Here is a 16,145-nt window from a genome sequence, read left to right on the forward strand (position 1 = left end):
CAAGACTTTGCAATGAAACATATCGACCTCAAAATCCTCGACCCGCGCATGCAGGACCTGCTGCCGGCCTACGGCACGCCGGGCAGCGCAGGCCTCGACCTGCGCGCTTGCCTGGATGCGCCGTTGACCATCGCGCCGGGCGAAACCGTGCTGGTGCCGACCGGTCTCGCGATCCATATCGGCGATCCGGGTTACGCCGCGATGATCCTGCCGCGCAGTGGCCTTGGCCACAAGAGCGGCATCGTGCTGGGCAATCTGGTAGGCTTGATCGACTCCGATTACCAGGGGCAGCTGATGGTCTCTACCTGGAATCGCAGCAGCACCGCCTTCGTGCTGCAACCAATGGATCGGCTCGCGCAGCTGATCATCGTGCCGGTACTGCAAGTGGCTTTCAACGTGGTGACGGACTTCGCGTCGAGCGACCGTGGCGTCGGTGGCTTCGGCAGCACCGGCAAACAATAACAAACCATGAGGAGCACCCCGATGCGCATCCAGCGCCTGTACCGATTCACTTCCCCGGCGTTGATCGTCGCCACGGCAGCGCTGCTCGCTGCCTGCAGCACGCCGGGACCAATGCAATCGTCGACCGAGCCGGGCGCCGTGCCGGTCGAACAGGCGCCGGGCAAGCCCGAGGTCACGCCGCAGATGGCGGCCGCCGCCGAGGTGCTCCAGCGCATGGCAACGCAGCACGACCGCCTGTACCGCGTCGCCGCCCCCCTCCTGATCGACAACGCCGCGCTGTGCACCAAGCACGCGCGCAACCTGCTGGGCTTCACCGCGAAGAACCGCTACACCTATCCGGGCCAGTACAACGAGGCGGCGTGGGTCGTGCTGGGCATGGACGAGCACCTGCAGGTCACGAACGTATTGAACGGCAGCGGCGCGGCCAAGGCTGGCCTGCGCCAGGGCGACCGCCTGCTGGCCGCCGCCGGCACGCCGCTCCCGGTGGGTCCGAATGCCCTGAGCAAGGCCGGCGCCGTGTTCGGCCCGATCATGGCCAAGCAGGCCAGCCTGCCGCTGTCGATCGAGCGCAGTGGCAAGCCGCGCGACCTCACCATTCCCGTCACGCGCGCCTGCGCCTTCGCGATTGAGCTGGGCAACGCCGACAACATCAACGCGTACGCCGACGGCAGCCGCGTGATGGTCACGCGCGGCATGCTGGGCTTCGCGCAGAACGACGATGAAGTGGCCTACGTGGTGGCGCGCACGATGGCGCACAATATGCTGGGCCACGCGGCCACGCAGCGCAATGCGGCCACCATCGGCAGCATCATCGACAACCTCACCGCCATCACGCCCGACACCTCGATGCTGATCGGCAGCGGCGGCATCCGGGCGATGCCGGCGGCTGACGACGTGGCGGCCGACCGCCTGGCGGTCTACCTGCTGGCGCGCGCCGGCTACCGCTACGAAGGTGCGTCCGCATTCTGGAAGCGTCTGGCGGCGACGTACCCGGCCAAGATCCTCAATAGCTACACGGCCAACCACCCGGCCACGCCGATGCGCGTGGCGGCAATCGACAAGACCGTGGTCGAAGTCAAGGCCAAGCAAAGCGCCAAGAAACCGCTGGTGCCTTGAGCGCTGGCCTACGCGCCGACACGTGCGGCGCTTTTTTTGTATGATTGTCCATCTTATTCACCCGCTCCGGCGACACGAACACCATGGACAGCATCGACCTCGACGTACTGAAAACCTGCGCCGCCTGGCTTGACGGCGGCCAGCGCTGCCAGCTGGTCACGGTCATCAAGACCTGGGGTTCCAGCCCACGCCCGGTGGGCGCCACGCTGGCCATCTGCGAAGACGGCCAGGTGGTCGGCTCGGTCTCGGGCGGCTGCATCGAGGACGACCTGATCGCCCGCGTGCGCGACAACGGCATCGAAATCACCCTCCCCGAAATCATCAGCTACGGCATCAGCGCCGATGAAGCGCACCGCTTCGGTCTGCCTTGCGGCGGCACGATCGAGCTCGCCATCGAACCGCTGTCGGTCGACAGCGGGGTCAAGGAGCTGCTCGCGCGTCTTGGCGAGGGTGAACTGGTCGAGCGCAGTGTGGAACTGGCCACCGGCGCCGTCACGCTCGCCACGGCGCAGGCCACCGCTATCCAGCGCGTCGAAGACGGCATGCTGCACACGCTGCACGGTCCGCGCTGGCGCCTGTACATCATCGGCGCCGGCCCGCTGTCGCGCTTCCTGGCACAGATCGCCGCCGGCATGGATTACCGCGTCACCGTGTGCGACCCGCGCGAAGAATACCGCAGCGGCTTTCACATCCCCGGCGTGACGCTGGTGCACGCGATGCCCGACGACCTGGTGATCGACGCGAAGCTCGACGCACGCAGCGCCGTCGTGGCGCTCACGCACGATCCGAAGCTGGACGACCTGGCGCTGATGGAAGCGCTCAAGTCCGAAGCCTTCTACGTCGGCGCGATCGGCTCGCGCGCCAACAACGCCAAGCGGCGCGAACGTCTCAAGCTGTTCGACCTGACGGACGTTGAACTGGCGCGCCTGCACGGGCCGATCGGCCTGTACATCGGCAGCAAGACGCCCGCTGAAATCGCGGTCTCGATCATGGCCGAAATGACGGCCGTGAAGAACGCGGTGCCACAGACGCTACTCATGCCGCATGCGGCCGCGCTGACGCTCGCCAGCGCCGCCTGACGACGGGTATCGATGGCAAGAAGCGGCTGGCACATTGCTGCCGGCCCTGCCACAATGGTCAGCCTGACAACTGGCCTATTTTTTCGACCTCATGAACACCGCGAACATGCTGCGCCTCGTTGCGCTGGCCGCCATCTGGGGCGGCTCCTTCCTCTTCATGCGCATCGCTGCACCGGTGCTCGGTCCGGCCGTGTTGATCGAATACCGGCTCGCGCTGGCGGCCGTGTTTCTTGCGCTGGTGAGCTGGGTGCTGCATCTGCGCGGGCGCGGTGCGCCGCTGAACGTGCGGCGCCACTGGCAGCATTACCTGATCCTGGGCCTGTTCAATTCTGCCCTGCCTTTTTTGCTGTTCGCGTTTGCGGCGCGCACGCTGTCGGCGTCGGTGCTGGCGGTGCTCAACGCCACCGCGCCGATGTGGGGCGCGCTGGTCGGCGCCGTGTGGGCGCGCCAGCAGGTCACGCGGCGCAGCGCCCTCGGCCTGCTGCTGGGCACCGCCGGCGTCGCGTTGCTGGTCGGCTTTGATCACGTGGCCGAACGGCCCGGCGCAGGTCTGGCCGTGGCCGCAGCGCTGATCGCCGCCTTCAGCTACAGCGTCGCCAGCCAGTACACGAAATCGGCCGCCGCCAGCAAAGGTGGTGTGGCACCGTTCGCCAATGCGCACGGCTCGATGTGGGCTTCGGCCCTGCTGGTGCTGCCGCTCGTCGCGTTCTTCCCGGCGCCGGGCGAGCCGACCGCTGGCATCATTGCCGCCGTGGTGACGCTGGGCGTGGTCTGCAGCGGCATCGCCTACATCGTCTATTTCAAGCTGATCGAGGATGTCGGCGCCACATCGGCGCTGACAGTCACGTTCCTCAGCCCCGTGTTCGGCATCCTGTGGGGCGCGCTGTTCCTGCATGAGGTGATCGGCTGGCACACGATCGCCGGCTCGGCGATCGTCCTGTTCGGCACGGCGCTGGTGACCGGCTTCAAGCCGGCCTGGCGGCGCGTGCCGGCGCCAACGGGAGTTTGATGACCGCATTCCATGCGATCGCCCTGCCGCCCGGCTACCGCGTCGCCGACGTGCTGGCATTTCACGGCCGCGATCCCGAACGCGTGGCCGAGCAGGTCGACGCCGATGGATTGCGCAAGGGCGTGCTGCTCGGTGGCGTGCCGACGCTGCTCGACATCCGGTTCGGGGACGGCGCAGCGCACTGCCGCGTGACGTTCGACGGGCCGGTCACGCCGGATGTCCAGGCACGGATGCACGATGCGCTGCTGAACGTGCTGGGCCTGCGGATCGATCCGGCTGCATTCGGCGCCTTTGTCCAGGACGATCCCTGGCTGGGGCCTGTCGTGGCGCGCCAGCCGGGTCTGCGTATCGTGCAGTCGGCAACAATCTTCGAGGCGCTGACCTGGGCCATCATCGGCCAACAGATCAACCTGACGTTTGCCATTGCGCTGCGCCGCACGCTCATTCAAATAGCGGGCCGCGCGCATTCGTCAGGCTTGTGGTGCTATCCGGAGGCGCCCGACGTAGCCCGGCTCGATATCGGTGAGCTCACGAGCCGCAAATTCTCGAACGCCAAGGCCGAGACGATATTACGCGTGGCGCGGATGGTGGTCGATGGCAGCCTGGTGCTCGAACGGCACGCTGGCGTGGAGGATATTTCTGGCTCGGCGAGCGCCGAGGTCAGCGAAACACTGCTGGCCATCAAGGGCATCGGCCCCTGGACCGTCAACTACGTGCTCCTGCGTGGCTATGGCTATCCCGATTGCTCGCTGGAAGGCGACGTCGCGGTGCGCGCCGCGCTGCACAAGCTCTCGGGCAGCGCAGCCCGGCCAACGGTAGCGGAAGCCGAGCGCATGCTGGCACGCTATGCGCCGCACCGGACGATGGCGGCGGCCTACCTGTGGGCGAGCCTGGCGGACACGTCGCCGGCAGAAGAACAGGCTTAATTCCAACGCGGCAGACCATCGAACTGCTGCGCGCCTTCACCCGAAAAACGGATCAACGCCGCCAGCGGCGCGATCGCCAGATTATCGCACCCATATTTTCCGCCCAGCGCACTGGGAATTTTAAGGCAGTAGGTGCGCCCGTCGGTCAGCGGCCCCAGCGCGGCCTCGGCCAGGCACACGGCTTCGGGCATGTACCAGTCGTTGAGAAAATCCTGGTTGTACGACAGTGCATCGAGCGCAGCGCGGTTGCTGGCGAGCGGCTCGCAACAGAGTTCGTGCGGGCGCAGGCACCAGAACTTGTCGTCCTCGTCGCGAATGATGAGATTGCCGAAGGCATTGGCGCCAAGCACTTCCACTGCGCTCATGCCGACCCAGCCCCAGGCCTGGTTGATATCGTCTACATCGATCATGGCTTGCCCCTGACGTGTCGTCTGTTGCAAGTTGGACCCGGCAGGCTGCCGTGCATTGCAGCAGAGGCGCGTGACGTTGCGCTGGATCGAGGCCGTTATGGAAGAGCAAGAGCCCAAGAACGAGGCCAGAAAAACGAAAAGCCGCTGATTCTTTCGAATCAACGGCCTCTAATCTTGGTTGCGGGGACAGGATTTGAACCTGTGACCTTCGGGTTATGAGCCCGACGAGCTGCCAGACTGCTCCACCCCGCGTCTGTGAAATGAATTATACGCCCCCGTGCGTCATTTAGCAAATCCAATCCTCATTGCATGGCTTATTGAAGAAACTTATATCTCGGTCGAGCGCGCGGGCGCCAGCTGCAAACACGCCCCTTGGCCCTGCCGACGCCGCATTCGGTGTACAGTATTGCCACGACCAACCTGCCCTATCCACCATGAAATTCTGCTCCGAGTGCGCCCACCCTGTCGTGCTGGCCATTCCCGAAGGCGACAACCGGCCGCGCTACGTGTGCACGCACTGCAACACGATCCATTACCAGAACCCGAAGCTGGTCGTCGGTTCAATTCCCGTGTGGGAACGCGATGGCGAACTCCAGATCCTGCTGTGCAAGCGCGCGATCGAGCCGCGCTACGGCTACTGGACGCTGCCGGCCGGGTTCATGGAAAACGAAGAGACCACCGAACAGGCGGCCCAGCGCGAAACCGAAGAAGAAGCCGGCGCCAATATCGAGCTTGGCCCGCTGTTTTCGCTGCTCAACGTCGCCCACGTGCACCAGGTGCACCTGTTCTACCTGGCGCGCCTGCGTGACCTGGACTATGCAGCGGGCATTGAAAGCCTCGACGTGCAATTGTTCACCGAGGCCACCATCCCCTGGGATGACCTGGCCTTCCCCACGATCCGCACGACGCTGGAACTGTTCTTTGCCGATCGGATCAAAGTGCGCGAGGGTGGCGACTTCGGCTTTCACAGCGTGGCCGTGGACCGCCCGATGATGGCCCCACGCGAACCGGACTGACATGATTCCCTGGCTCGAGATCGACACGCCGTTCCCCGACGTCTCGAAGGCATTGACCGTTGAAGCGCCGGGCCTGCTTGCCGCCGGCGCCGACCTGTCGCCGGCGCGCCTGCTGCAGGCCTACCGCAACGGCATCTTCCCGTGGTTTTCCGAAGGCCAGCCGATTCTGTGGTGGAGCACCGATCCGCGCATGGTGCTCTACACCGACCAGTTCAAGGTCAGTAACAGCCTGGCGAAAACACTGCGCAAGATCGAGCGCAGCCGCCTGGATGGCGGGCGCTGGGACGTGCGCTTCGACAGCGCGTTCGACGAGGTGATGCGCGCGTGCGCCGCGCCGCGGCGCGACGGGCCCGGCACCTGGATTTCGGATGAGATCATTGCCGGCTATACGGGGCTGCATGCGCTGGGTTACGCGCACTCGGCCGAGGTCTGGCTGGACGGCGAACTGGTGGGCGGCGCGTATGGCGTGTGCATCGGCCGCATGTTCTATGGCGAGTCGATGTTCGCGCGCGTGTCCGATGCGTCCAAGGTCGCGCTGGCCTATCTGGTAGCGTTTCTGCGCCGCCATGGCGTCGAGATGGTCGATTGCCAGCAGGAGACCGGCCACCTGGCCTCGCTTGGCGCAGCGCCAATCCCGCGCAGTCGCTTTCTCGAGCACCTCCACCGCGCGACCGCCAGGCCGGGCATCGGGTCATGGACAGTAGCGTCACCGTTGCCTGGCTAACGGAATCGCGGCGCGGTTTTCGCTAGAATAGGCGGCAACCCCACGTCGTCCCGAGAGCTCCTTGCATGACGCACCTACACGACCTGCCCTTTGCCACGCTGCAGTTCTACACCACGGCGCCCTACCCGTGCAGCTATCTCGACGCACGCCAGGCGCGCTCGCAGGTCGCGACGCCCTCGCACCTGATCAATGCCGACGTGTATTCCGAGCTGGTCAGGAGTGGCTTCCGGCGCAGCGGCATCTTCACCTACCGCCCGTATTGCGACGGTTGCCAGGCCTGCATCCCGGTGCGCGTCAGGTGCGCCGACTTCACACCCAACCGCACCCAGCGCCGCGCCTGGAAGCGCCATGGCAATCTGGTGGCGATGGTCGCCAACCTGGCGTTCTCGGACGAGCACTATGCACTCTACCTGCGCTATCAGACTACGCGCCACGTGGGCGGCGGCATGGACCAGGACAGCCGCGACCAGTACGCGCAGTTCCTGCTGCAAAGCCGCGTCAACACGCGTCTGGTTGAATTTCGCGAGCCCGATGGCACCTTGCGCATGGTGTCGATCATCGACGTGCTGTCCGACGGTCTGTCGTCGGTCTATACCTTCTTTGACCCGAATGTCGAGAATGCGTCGTATGGCACCTACAACATCCTGTGGCAGGTGAATCAGGCGCACGAGCTCGGCCTGTCGCACGTGTACCTGGGTTACTGGATCGCGCAAAGCCCCAAGATGGCCTACAAGATCAACTTCAGGCCACTCGAAGCGCGCATCGACGGGCAGTGGGGCATTCTGGACGCCTGAACCTGTTGCGTGGCGGGTCACCGGACACAACCGCTAACAATTGCATTGACACTTCGTTACGTACACCCCCTCGCCGCACGTTAGAATGACGGGGATACGTCAACCGAGTACCCTATGCCAGACAAAATCCTGTATACCCTCGTTCGTCCCGCATTGTTCTCGCTCGATCCCGAAGCGGCGCACAACCTGACCTTGCCCATGCTGCGTCGCGCAGCGGCGCTTGGCCTGACGGGCGCGTTCCGGAAACCACGGCCCGATCCGCGCACCGTCATGGGTATCACGTTTCCCAATCCTGTCGGCCTGGCCGCCGGGCTGGACAAGGATGGCGCGTATATCGATGGTCTGGCGGCACTGGGCTTCGGCTCCATTGAAATCGGCACGGTCACGCCGCGTGGCCAGGCTGGCAACCCGAAGCCGCGCATGTTCCGGCTGCCGCGCGCGCGCGGCATCATCAATCGCATGGGCTTCAACAACGGCGGCGTCGACGCGTTTGTGGCCAATGTGCAGGCCTCGCGCTTTTTCCAGGAAAAGCAGGGCGTGCTGGGGCTGAACATCGGCAAGAATGCCGATACGCCGATCGAGCGCGCTGCCGACGACTACCTCGAATGCCTGCGCAAGGTGTACCCGTATGCCAGCTACGTGACGGTCAATATCTCGTCGCCGAACACGCAGAACCTGCGCCAGTTGCAGGGCGCGTCCGAACTCGACAGCCTGCTGTCGCAGCTCAAGCAGGAGCAGATGCGCCTGGCCGACCAGCATGGCCACTACGTCCCGCTCACGCTCAAAATCGCACCGGACGTCGACGGCGACCAGATCCGCGATATCGCCGGCGCCCTGCTGCGTCACAAGATCGACGGCGTCATCGCCACCAACACCACGCTCAACCGGCGCGATGTCGAGGGCATGAAGCACGCGCAGCAAGCGGGCGGGCTGTCCGGTGCGCCCGTGTTCGAGCAGTCGAACATCGTGATCCGCGCGCTCAAGACCGAGCTGCGCGACGACATCCCGATCATCGGCGTGGGCGGCATCATGCGCGGCGTCGATGCACGTGCGAAGATCGCGGCCGGCGCCAAGCTGGTGCAGTTGTACAGTGGTTTGATCTACGCCGGCCCAGGCCTGGTGCGCGATTGCGCGGACGTGCTGCGCGAGAAAAAGAAGAAGTAAGCAGCAAAACCCGCCGGCGCCTCGATACAAGGTGCCGGCGGCGCCACCCTATTCCGCCGTCGCAATCGCCTTTTCGATATCGGCCCGCGTGTAGCCTTGCGCGAAGCGCTCGATAAAGTGAAACGCGTACGAGCGCAGATAGGCGCCGCGCCGCACCGCCAGGCGCGTCACGTTCTGCGCGAACAGGTGCGATGCCTCGATCGCGCGCAGTCCCTTGTCGCGGCCATGGTCGAACGCCATCGACGCCACGATCCCCACGCCCATTCCCAGCGACACGTACTGCTTGATCACGTCCGAATCCATCGCCGTGAGCACGATGTCCGGCGCCAGCCCGGCTTCGAGAAACGCCGCATCGATGTGGCTGCGGCCAGTGAAGCCCTGGTCATACGTGATGAGCGGATGCTCGGCCAGGTCTTCCAGGCGCAGCGGCGAACCGCTGGCGAAGATCGGATGGCCTTCCGGCGCCACGATCACATGGCTCCAGCGGTAGCACGGGAACGACACCAGGTCGGGAAACGCCGACAGGCCTTCGGTGGCAATGCCGATATCGGCCTTGCCCGAAGCGACCCACTCGGCGATGTGTTCCGGCGCGCTTTGCTGCAGGGCGATGCGCACATTGGGGAACGCGGCGCGAAACGATTGCACCACTTGCGGCAGCGCGTAACGGGCCTGCGTGTGGGTCACGGCCACCGTCAGTGTGCCGCTGTCCTGGCCGGCGAATTCACGGCTGGCCTGCTGCAGGTTCTCAGCTTCGACCAGCAGCTTTTCGACGATGCGCAGGATGCCCTTGCCGGGCGGCGTGAGCCCCGTCAAGCGCTTGCCGTTGCGCTCGAAAATCACCACGCCCAGTTCATCTTCGAGTTCGCGGATCTGGCGCGATACGCCCGGCTGCGACGTGAACAGAGCGTTGGCCACGTCGGTCAGGTTGAAGTCGCGGCGGGCCGCTTCGCGCACCGAGCGCAGCTGCTGGAAATTCATGCGGCGCTTCCCTGGTCAACAAACACTTCGATGCGGCGCGGACGCACCACCAGCGTGTCGCCTTCTTTGAGGCCCAGGCTGGCGAAGCGGTCGTTTGGCAGCACTGCTTCGATCATCTGGCCATTGTCGGCGCGCTCCAGATCCAGCTGCGCCAGCGGCCCGATCGCATGGGCGCGGCGCAGCTTGGCCACCACGCCCGCAGCGCCCGGGGTGTAGCGCTCGACATCGAGGTCGTGCGGGCGCACGTAACCGATACCGGCGCCATCGCGCACGTCGATGTGCTGCGGGGCCTGGAAGTTGACGTCACCGCTGGCCAGCACGCCTTCGTGGATGCGGCCGTGGAACAGGTTGACGTTGCCCAGAAAGCCGTACACGAACGGCGACGCCGGATGGTTGTAGACCTGATCGGGGCTGCCCAGTTGTTCGACGCGGCCCTTGTTCATCAAGACCACCTGGTCGGCCACTTCGAGTGCTTCTTCCTGGTCGTGCGTGACGAAGATCGACGTCACGTGCAGATCGTCGTGCAGGCGGCGCAGCCAGCGGCGCAGTTCCTTGCGCACCTTGGCGTCGAGCGCGCCAAACGGCTCGTCGAGCAGCAGCACGCGCGGCTCGACGGCCAGCGCGCGCGCCAGGGCGATGCGCTGACGCTGGCCGCCGGACAGCTGCGGCGGGTAGCGGTCGGCGATCCAGTCGAGCTGCACCAGTTCGAGCAGCTTTTTCACCTTGTCGCGGATCTGGTCTTCGCTCGGGCGCTCGCTGCGTGGTTTCACGCGCAGGCCAAACGCGACGTTCTCGAACACGGTCATGTGCTTGAACAGCGCGTAGTGCTGGAACACGAAGCCGACCTGGCGCTCGCGCACGTGGCGGTGCGACGAATCCTGGCCATCGAGCAGCACAGTGCCAGAGTCCGGGTATTCGAGGCCTGCGATGATGCGCAGCAGCGTGGTCTTGCCGCAGCCCGACGGGCCAAGCAAGGCGGTCAGTTCACCGTCCGGGAACTGCAGGGACACGTCGTCGAGCGCCTTGAACTGGCCGAAATTTTTACGGATGTGTTGGACTTCAATCGTCATGCGTGACTCCGGCGTAAATTCAGTGAGGGGCGTCCAGCGAGGCCGACTTGGCCTGGTGCAGACGCCATTCGATAAAGGACTTGATGGCCAGCGTCACCAGCGCGAGCAGCGCCAGCAGCGACGCCACAGCAAAGGCGGCCGTGAAGTTGTATTCGTTGTAGAGGATTTCGACGTGCAGCGGCATCGTGTTGGTCTCGCCGCGGATGTGGCCCGAGACCACCGAGACGGCGCCGAACTCGCCCATCGCGCGGGCGTTACACAGGATCACGCCATACAGCAGGCCCCATTTGATGTTCGGCATCGTCACGCGCCAGAAGGTCGACCAGCCCGATGCGCCCAGCACCAGCGCCGCTTCTTCTTCTTCGGTGCCCTGCTGCTGCATCAGCGGAATCAGCTCGCGCGCCACGAACGGGAACGTGATGAAAACGGTGGCCAGCACGATGCCCGGCACGGCAAACAGGATCTTGATGTCGTGCTCGGCCAGCCACGGACCGAACCAGCCCGATGCGCCAAACAGCAGCACGTACATCAGGCCCGCGATCACGGGCGAGATCGAGAACGGCAGATCGATCAGCGTGAGCAGGATGCTCTTGCCGCGGAATTCGAACTTGGTGATGGCCCAGGCGGCCGCCACGCCAAACACGAGGTTCAGCGGCACCGAAATCACCGCGGCGATCAGCGTGAGTTTGATGGCCGATACGGCATCCGGATCGATGACCGCTTCGACATACACTTCCCAGCCCTTCTTGAGCGCTTCGGTAAACACCGCCGCAAGCGGGATGAACAGGAACAGCGTGAGGAAGACGAGGGCGACGGCAATGAGCACGTAGCTGACCCAGCGCGGCTCGAGCACGCTCGTATCGAGGCGCTTGCCCCGGGCCGCCGGTGGACGCGGCGGCGTGGCTTTGTCGAGGACGGCACTCATGATTTGCCCGCCCGTTTGCGTGTCCAGGCCTGCAGCAGATTGATCGTCAGCAGCAGGATGAACGAGAACACCAGCATCACGACGGCAATCGCGGTGGCGCCGGCGTAATCGTATTGTTCGAGTTTGGAGATGATGAGCAGCGGCGTGATCTCGGACACCATCGGCAGGTTGCCGGCGATGAAGATAACGGAGCCGTATTCGCCGGTAGCGCGCGCGAAGGCCAGCGCAAAGCCGGTCAGCAGCGCCGGCGTGATCGTCGGCAGCACCACGCGGGTGAACGTCTGCAGCGGCGGCGCGCCCAGGCTGGCGGCGGCTTCTTCGAGTTCGCGTTCGGCTTCTTCGAGCACCGGCTGCACCGTGCGCACGACGAACGGCAGGCCGATGAAGGTCAGCGCGACCACGACGCCCAGCGGCGTGAACGCAACCTTGATGCCCCAGGCGGCCAGGTACTGGCCGATCCAGCCATTCTGCGCATACAGGGCGGTCAGCGTGATGCCGGCGACGGCGGTGGGCAGCGCAAATGGCAAATCGACCAGCGCATCGATGAAGCGCTTGCCGGGAAATTTATACCGCACCAGGACCCAGGCGACGATGCCGCCGAACACGACATTCAGGGCGGCTGCGATCAGCGACGCGCCAAAGCTGAGGCGATACGACGCCATGACGCGCTCGGACGTGACCGTGGCCCAGAACTCGGCCCAGGTCATGCTGAAGGTATTGAGGAACACCGCCGACAGCGGGATGAGAACGATCAGCGCCAGGTAAAACAGCGTGAAGCCGAGCGAAATGCCAAAGCCGGGGATGACCCGGCCCGGTGCTTTCGACGACTTCGACGCTGCCGTGCTGCCTGGCATGGCAAGCGATGTCATGCGAGTCCTTATTACAAATTCTTCTATCGGACGCTAATATTCTCACGTGATCTTTATAACGCAAACGAAGCAATCCTTATTTGTATAGACACGAAACGCTATGTAGACGTGCGGCGTTTGCATGGCGATATGCGGAAATCTTCGATGGCTGGACAAAAAAAATGGCCCAGGCATATGCCTGGGCCATTTTTCTGGGCAGTACAACCTGAATTACTTGTTCGGCTGCGGCGTCATGCGCAGATACGGACGCGGTGCTTCGAAGCCCTTTGGATACTTTTGCTTGATCACGTCAGGATCGGTGACAGTCAGCGGAATGATGACGTCGTCGCCATCTTTCCAGTTGCCCGGCGTGGCAACGGTGTAGCCGTCGGTCAGTTGCAGGGCGTCGATCACGCGCAGCACTTCGTCGAAATTGCGGCCGGTGCTCATCGGGTAGGTGATGGTCAGGCGCACTTTCTTGTTCGGATCGATGATGAACAGCGAACGCACGGTGGCAGTGGCCGACTGTTCCGGGTGGATCATGTCGTACAGCGTCGAGACCGAACGGTCGGCATCGGCGATGATCGGGAAGCCCACGACGGTTTGCTGGGTTTCTTCGATGTCGCGGATCCAGTCGCGGTGCTTTTCGGCCGCGTCGACCGACAGCGCGATCGCCTTGACATTGCGCTTGTCGAATTCAGGCTTGAGCTTGGCAGTCAGGCCCAGTTCGGTGGTGCAGACCGGCGTGAAGTCGGCCGGGTGCGAAAACAGCACGACCCACGAGTCGCCTGCCCATTCGTGGAAACGGATAGGGCCAATGCTGGATGCTTGCTCGAAGTCGGGGGCGGTATCGCCGAGGCGTAAGGTCATGGTCATCTCCTGTGATTGATCAAACTTGTTCGGGGCGCCATCCGGTACGAATGGCGCGTTGGTCTACATGAAGCGATTGTAGAGGACGACAGCCCAGGTCGCGAACGCCAGCAGCAGCGTCAGTGCGACGGCGGCGCTGCCGATGTCCTTGGCTGCTTTCGACAATGGATGGCGCTCGAGCGAAATACGGTCGACAATCGCCTCGATCGCTGAATTGATCAGCTCGACGATCAGCACCACGATCAGCACGCCGATCATCGCCAGGCGCTGGAAACCGGAAACCGGCAACAGCAGTGCGATCACGCTGGCCACGACGATCAGCACTACTTCTTGCCGGAACGCCGCTTCACTGCGCCAGGCCCAGCGCAGGCCGTCCCACGTATTGCGGCACGCCGCGCCAATGCGCTCGAGGCCGCGCAAGGTCTTGAATTCGCTGATCGGGTTGTCCATCGTTGTCCAGTGAGGATGCAGGAACATCATTATGCCGCCTCCCGATCAGCATGTGGCATGCAAGCCCACAATGCAAGGGCGGGTTTGCGCGAGCGTTTCACATCATGGTATAAAGAATGGGCCTACTGCACCGCACAACCATCATATGAAAATGGAAACGCCCCAACCCGCCAAGACCTCGATCCAGGTGATCGAACGCATGACCTCGCTTCTAGACGCCCTGGCCACCTATTCCGACCCGGTCAGTCTCAAGGAACTGGCGCGCGTGTCGGGTCTGCACCCATCCACGGCGCACCGGATCCTCAACGATATGGTGGTCACGCGCTTTGTCGACCGTGTCGAGCCGGGCACCTACCGGCTCGGCATGCGCCTGCTGGAACTGGGCAATGTGGTCAAGAGCCGGCTGTCGGTGCGCGAAGCGGCGCTCGACGCCATGCGCGCCCTGCACCGCAAGACGCAGCAGACGGTCAACCTGTCGGTGCGCCAGGGCGATGAAATCGTGTACATCGACCGGGCCTTCTCGGAGCGTTCCGGCATGCAGGTCGTGCGCGCCATCGGCGGGCGCGGTCCGCTGCACCTGACGTCCACCGGCAAGCTGTTTTTGTCGGTGGACGATGTGAAAGCCACGCGCGCCTACGCGACCCGCACGGGCCTGTCGGGCCACACGCGCAATTCGATCACCGAGCTGGCACGGCTGGAGCGCGAGCTGAGTCTGGTGCGCTCGCGCGGCTATGCGCGCGACAACGAAGAGCTGGAGCTGGGTGTGCGCTGCATGGCGGCAGGGATCCACGATGACAGTGGCAAACTGGTGGCGGGCTTGTCGATTTCGGCGCCGGCCGACCGCCTGCAGGAAGACTGGCTCGATGACCTGGTGCAGACAGCGGCGCGCATTTCGGCGACGCTCGGGTACCGGCCGATGCCGACGGTGTAAACAGCAAGAGCAGATACAACAAGGGCAGGCGCAAGGCCTGCCCTTCTTCTTAACGCGCCAGGCCTGGCGCGCTGGCGGTGATGGTCGATGGCCGGATTGCATCGACATCCATGCGATCAGGCAGCGACTCGATCAGGCGGCGAATCCGGCCGGCGTCGGCCGTGCGCGACATCTTGCCCTTCGAGTCCAGGAACACCATCACCACATTGCGACCATGGATCATGGCCTGCATCACCAGGCAGCGCCCTGCTTCGTTGATGAAACCGGTCTTTTGCAGGCCGATATTCCAGTCAGGCAGCGAGACCAGGTAGTTGGTATTGCGATAGTGCATCGTGCGGCCGCTGGCCTGCACGGTGGAGTTGGGCGTGGTCGAGAATTCGCGCAGCACCGGGTCGCCATGCGCCGCCATGACGAGCTTGGCCAGGTCGCGCCCGCTCGAGACGTTGCTGCTCGACAGGCCGCTGGAATCGACGTAACGGGTGTCGCGCATGCCCAACTGGCGCGCCTTGGCGTTCATCGCGGCGACGAAGGCGCTGATGCCGCCCGGATAGTTGCGGCCCAACGCCGACGCGGCGCGGTTTTCGGAACTCATCAGGGCAATATGGAGCAGTTCGCGGCGCGTCATGCTGGCGCCAACTGGCAGGCGCGAGCTGCTGAACTTGTGGCGGTCGACGTCGTCGTCGGTCACGCGCAACACTTCGTCCAGGTCTTGCTTGGAGTCCATCACGACCATGCCCGTCATCAGCTTGGTCAGCGACGCGATCGGCAGTGCGACATTGGCGTTTTTCTCGAACAGCACTTCGGCGCTGTTCTGATCGACTACGAAGGCCACGTTCGAGCGCAGCGCCAGCGGATCGACGGTGTTGTCGAGGCCAGCCATATCGCCAACGGTCTTGGCAGCAACGCCAACTGCGACGGCAGCCGCGGCAGTGCGCACCGGCTGGTACGTGACAACGCGCTTGCCGCGCACTGTCTTGACACGGCGGATCATGCGCGGACGGTCGCCTGCGGCGGCGAGTTCCTGGCGTTTGGCTTTTTTAGTGCGTGTGGCCGTGGTTTTGCGCACGACCTTGCGTTTGACTTTTTTCTTGGCGGCAGACGATTTCTTCGCCTGCTCGGTGGCGCCCGCACCCGCGCCTGCGCCAGCACCGGCGGCCTGGACTGGGGAAAAGGCAAATAAAGCGGCAACTACAGCAGCCACAGCAAGTTTGAACATGATGAAGCCCCTGACCCGAACAGATGAGATACGTAGTGAAGTGTAGCGGAACGACGTCCGATCGCAAGCAAAATTCACATTCCGTGCGGCAATAAGCGACTTAATACAACAAGAAGCGCCCAACCATTTTCCTTTTGATATCAACAGGATATTGACG

18 protein-coding genes and 1 tRNA gene are annotated in these 16,145 nt (G+C 64.1%); 10 read left to right on the forward strand and 9 right to left on the reverse strand.

Features of this window, described 5'->3' with window-relative positions:
• The first annotated feature begins 12 nt into the window (after positions 1–12).
• From dut to NX775_RS07330, 5 genes are all read left to right on the forward strand, one after another.
• Positions 13–462, forward strand: coding sequence for a dUTP diphosphatase (gene dut / locus NX775_RS07310; RefSeq protein ID WP_258835399.1), 450 nt, complete (start codon positions 13–15; stop codon positions 460–462).
• A gap of 21 nt (positions 463–483) precedes the next feature.
• Entirely contained in the window at positions 484–1,578 is a 1,095-nt protein-coding gene (locus NX775_RS07315; protein ID WP_258835400.1) for a M48 family metallopeptidase, read from the forward strand.
• Positions 1,579–1,661: 83 nt separating this feature from the next.
• Positions 1,662–2,657, forward strand: coding sequence for an XdhC family protein (locus NX775_RS07320; protein WP_258835401.1), 996 nt, complete (start codon positions 1,662–1,664; stop codon positions 2,655–2,657).
• Between the two features lie 91 nt (positions 2,658–2,748).
• The gene (locus NX775_RS07325) at positions 2,749–3,666 is read left to right on the forward strand and encodes a DMT family transporter (protein WP_258835402.1); all 918 of its coding nucleotides are present in this window, start codon (positions 2,749–2,751) and stop codon (positions 3,664–3,666) included.
• Positions 3,666–4,592 carry a DNA-3-methyladenine glycosylase family protein gene (locus NX775_RS07330; RefSeq protein ID WP_258835403.1) on the forward strand — a complete coding sequence of 309 codons (927 nt, stop codon included), beginning with the start codon at positions 3,666–3,668 and terminating at the stop codon, positions 4,590–4,592. The genes NX775_RS07325 and NX775_RS07330 overlap by 1 nt, the downstream gene beginning before the upstream one ends.
• Here NX775_RS07330 and NX775_RS07335 read toward each other — a convergent pair.
• Positions 4,589–5,002 (reverse strand): T6SS immunity protein Tdi1 domain-containing protein, encoded by a 414-nt coding sequence (locus NX775_RS07335; RefSeq protein WP_183555807.1) that lies wholly within the window; start codon positions 5,000–5,002, stop codon positions 4,589–4,591. The two genes, NX775_RS07330 and NX775_RS07335, sit on opposite strands and share 4 nt — an antisense overlap.
• A gap of 175 nt (positions 5,003–5,177) precedes the next feature.
• A tRNA-Met gene (locus NX775_RS07340) sits at positions 5,178–5,254 on the reverse strand.
• Between the two features lie 182 nt (positions 5,255–5,436).
• Here NX775_RS07340 and NX775_RS07345 point away from each other — a divergent pair.
• The 4 genes from NX775_RS07345 to NX775_RS07360 all read left to right on the forward strand — a co-directional run bounded on the left by NX775_RS07345 (position 5,437) and on the right by NX775_RS07360 (position 8,700).
• Complete coding sequence (locus NX775_RS07345) at positions 5,437–6,018, forward strand: NUDIX hydrolase (protein WP_258835404.1); 582 nt, start codon at positions 5,437–5,439, stop codon at positions 6,016–6,018.
• Between the two features lies 1 nt (position 6,019).
• The gene (aat, locus tag NX775_RS07350; RefSeq protein WP_258835405.1) at positions 6,020–6,742 is read left to right on the forward strand and encodes a leucyl/phenylalanyl-tRNA--protein transferase; all 723 of its coding nucleotides are present in this window, start codon (positions 6,020–6,022) and stop codon (positions 6,740–6,742) included.
• 65 nt (positions 6,743–6,807) lie between these two features.
• The gene (locus NX775_RS07355; protein ID WP_258835406.1) at positions 6,808–7,536 is read left to right on the forward strand and encodes an arginyltransferase; all 729 of its coding nucleotides are present in this window, start codon (positions 6,808–6,810) and stop codon (positions 7,534–7,536) included.
• Positions 7,537–7,650: 114 nt separating this feature from the next.
• A complete protein-coding gene (locus NX775_RS07360) occupies positions 7,651–8,700 on the forward strand; it encodes a quinone-dependent dihydroorotate dehydrogenase (RefSeq protein ID WP_258835407.1) in 1,050 nt (349 codons plus the stop codon).
• Between the two features lie 48 nt (positions 8,701–8,748).
• Here NX775_RS07360 and NX775_RS07365 read toward each other — a convergent pair whose 3' ends face one another.
• The 6 genes from NX775_RS07365 to NX775_RS07390 all read right to left on the reverse strand — a co-directional run bounded on the left by NX775_RS07365 (position 8,749) and on the right by NX775_RS07390 (position 13,841).
• Positions 8,749–9,678 (reverse strand): CysB family HTH-type transcriptional regulator, encoded by a 930-nt coding sequence (locus NX775_RS07365; protein WP_258835408.1) that lies wholly within the window; start codon positions 9,676–9,678, stop codon positions 8,749–8,751.
• A complete protein-coding gene (locus NX775_RS07370; protein ID WP_258835409.1) occupies positions 9,675–10,748 on the reverse strand; it encodes a sulfate/molybdate ABC transporter ATP-binding protein in 1,074 nt (357 codons plus the stop codon). The genes NX775_RS07365 and NX775_RS07370 overlap by 4 nt, the downstream gene beginning before the upstream one ends.
• A gap of 19 nt (positions 10,749–10,767) precedes the next feature.
• The gene (gene cysW / locus NX775_RS07375; RefSeq protein ID WP_258835410.1) at positions 10,768–11,673 is read right to left on the reverse strand and encodes a sulfate ABC transporter permease subunit CysW; all 906 of its coding nucleotides are present in this window, start codon (positions 11,671–11,673) and stop codon (positions 10,768–10,770) included.
• Positions 11,670–12,542: a sulfate ABC transporter permease subunit CysT gene (cysT, locus tag NX775_RS07380; RefSeq protein ID WP_258835411.1), complete on the reverse strand. Its 873-nt coding sequence runs from the start codon at positions 12,540–12,542 to the stop codon at positions 11,670–11,672. Before cysT ends, cysW begins: the two co-directional genes overlap by 4 nt.
• Before the next feature lie 210 nt (positions 12,543–12,752).
• Positions 12,753–13,391 (reverse strand): peroxiredoxin, encoded by a 639-nt coding sequence (locus NX775_RS07385; protein WP_183555817.1) that lies wholly within the window; start codon positions 13,389–13,391, stop codon positions 12,753–12,755.
• 63 nt (positions 13,392–13,454) lie between these two features.
• Positions 13,455–13,841, reverse strand: a complete 387-nt coding sequence (locus tag NX775_RS07390; protein ID WP_258835412.1) for a diacylglycerol kinase — start codon at positions 13,839–13,841, stop codon at positions 13,455–13,457.
• 145 nt (positions 13,842–13,986) lie between these two features.
• Here NX775_RS07390 and NX775_RS07395 point away from each other — a divergent pair, with 145 nt between their 5' ends.
• Positions 13,987–14,772 carry an IclR family transcriptional regulator gene (locus NX775_RS07395; protein WP_183555818.1) on the forward strand — a complete coding sequence of 262 codons (786 nt, stop codon included), beginning with the start codon at positions 13,987–13,989 and terminating at the stop codon, positions 14,770–14,772.
• A 49-nt stretch (positions 14,773–14,821) separates the two neighbouring features.
• Here the strand turns inward: NX775_RS07395 and pbpG are convergent, their stop codons facing one another.
• On the reverse strand, positions 14,822–15,988 hold the full coding sequence (gene pbpG, locus NX775_RS07400; protein WP_258835413.1) for a D-alanyl-D-alanine endopeptidase: 1,167 nt from the start codon (positions 15,986–15,988) through the stop codon (positions 14,822–14,824).
• Positions 15,989–16,145: the final 157 nt, after the last annotated feature.

It is taken from the genome of Massilia aurea (assembly GCF_024753205.1).
GTDB classification, from domain to species: Bacteria; Pseudomonadota; Gammaproteobacteria; order Burkholderiales; family Burkholderiaceae_D; genus Telluria; species Telluria aurea.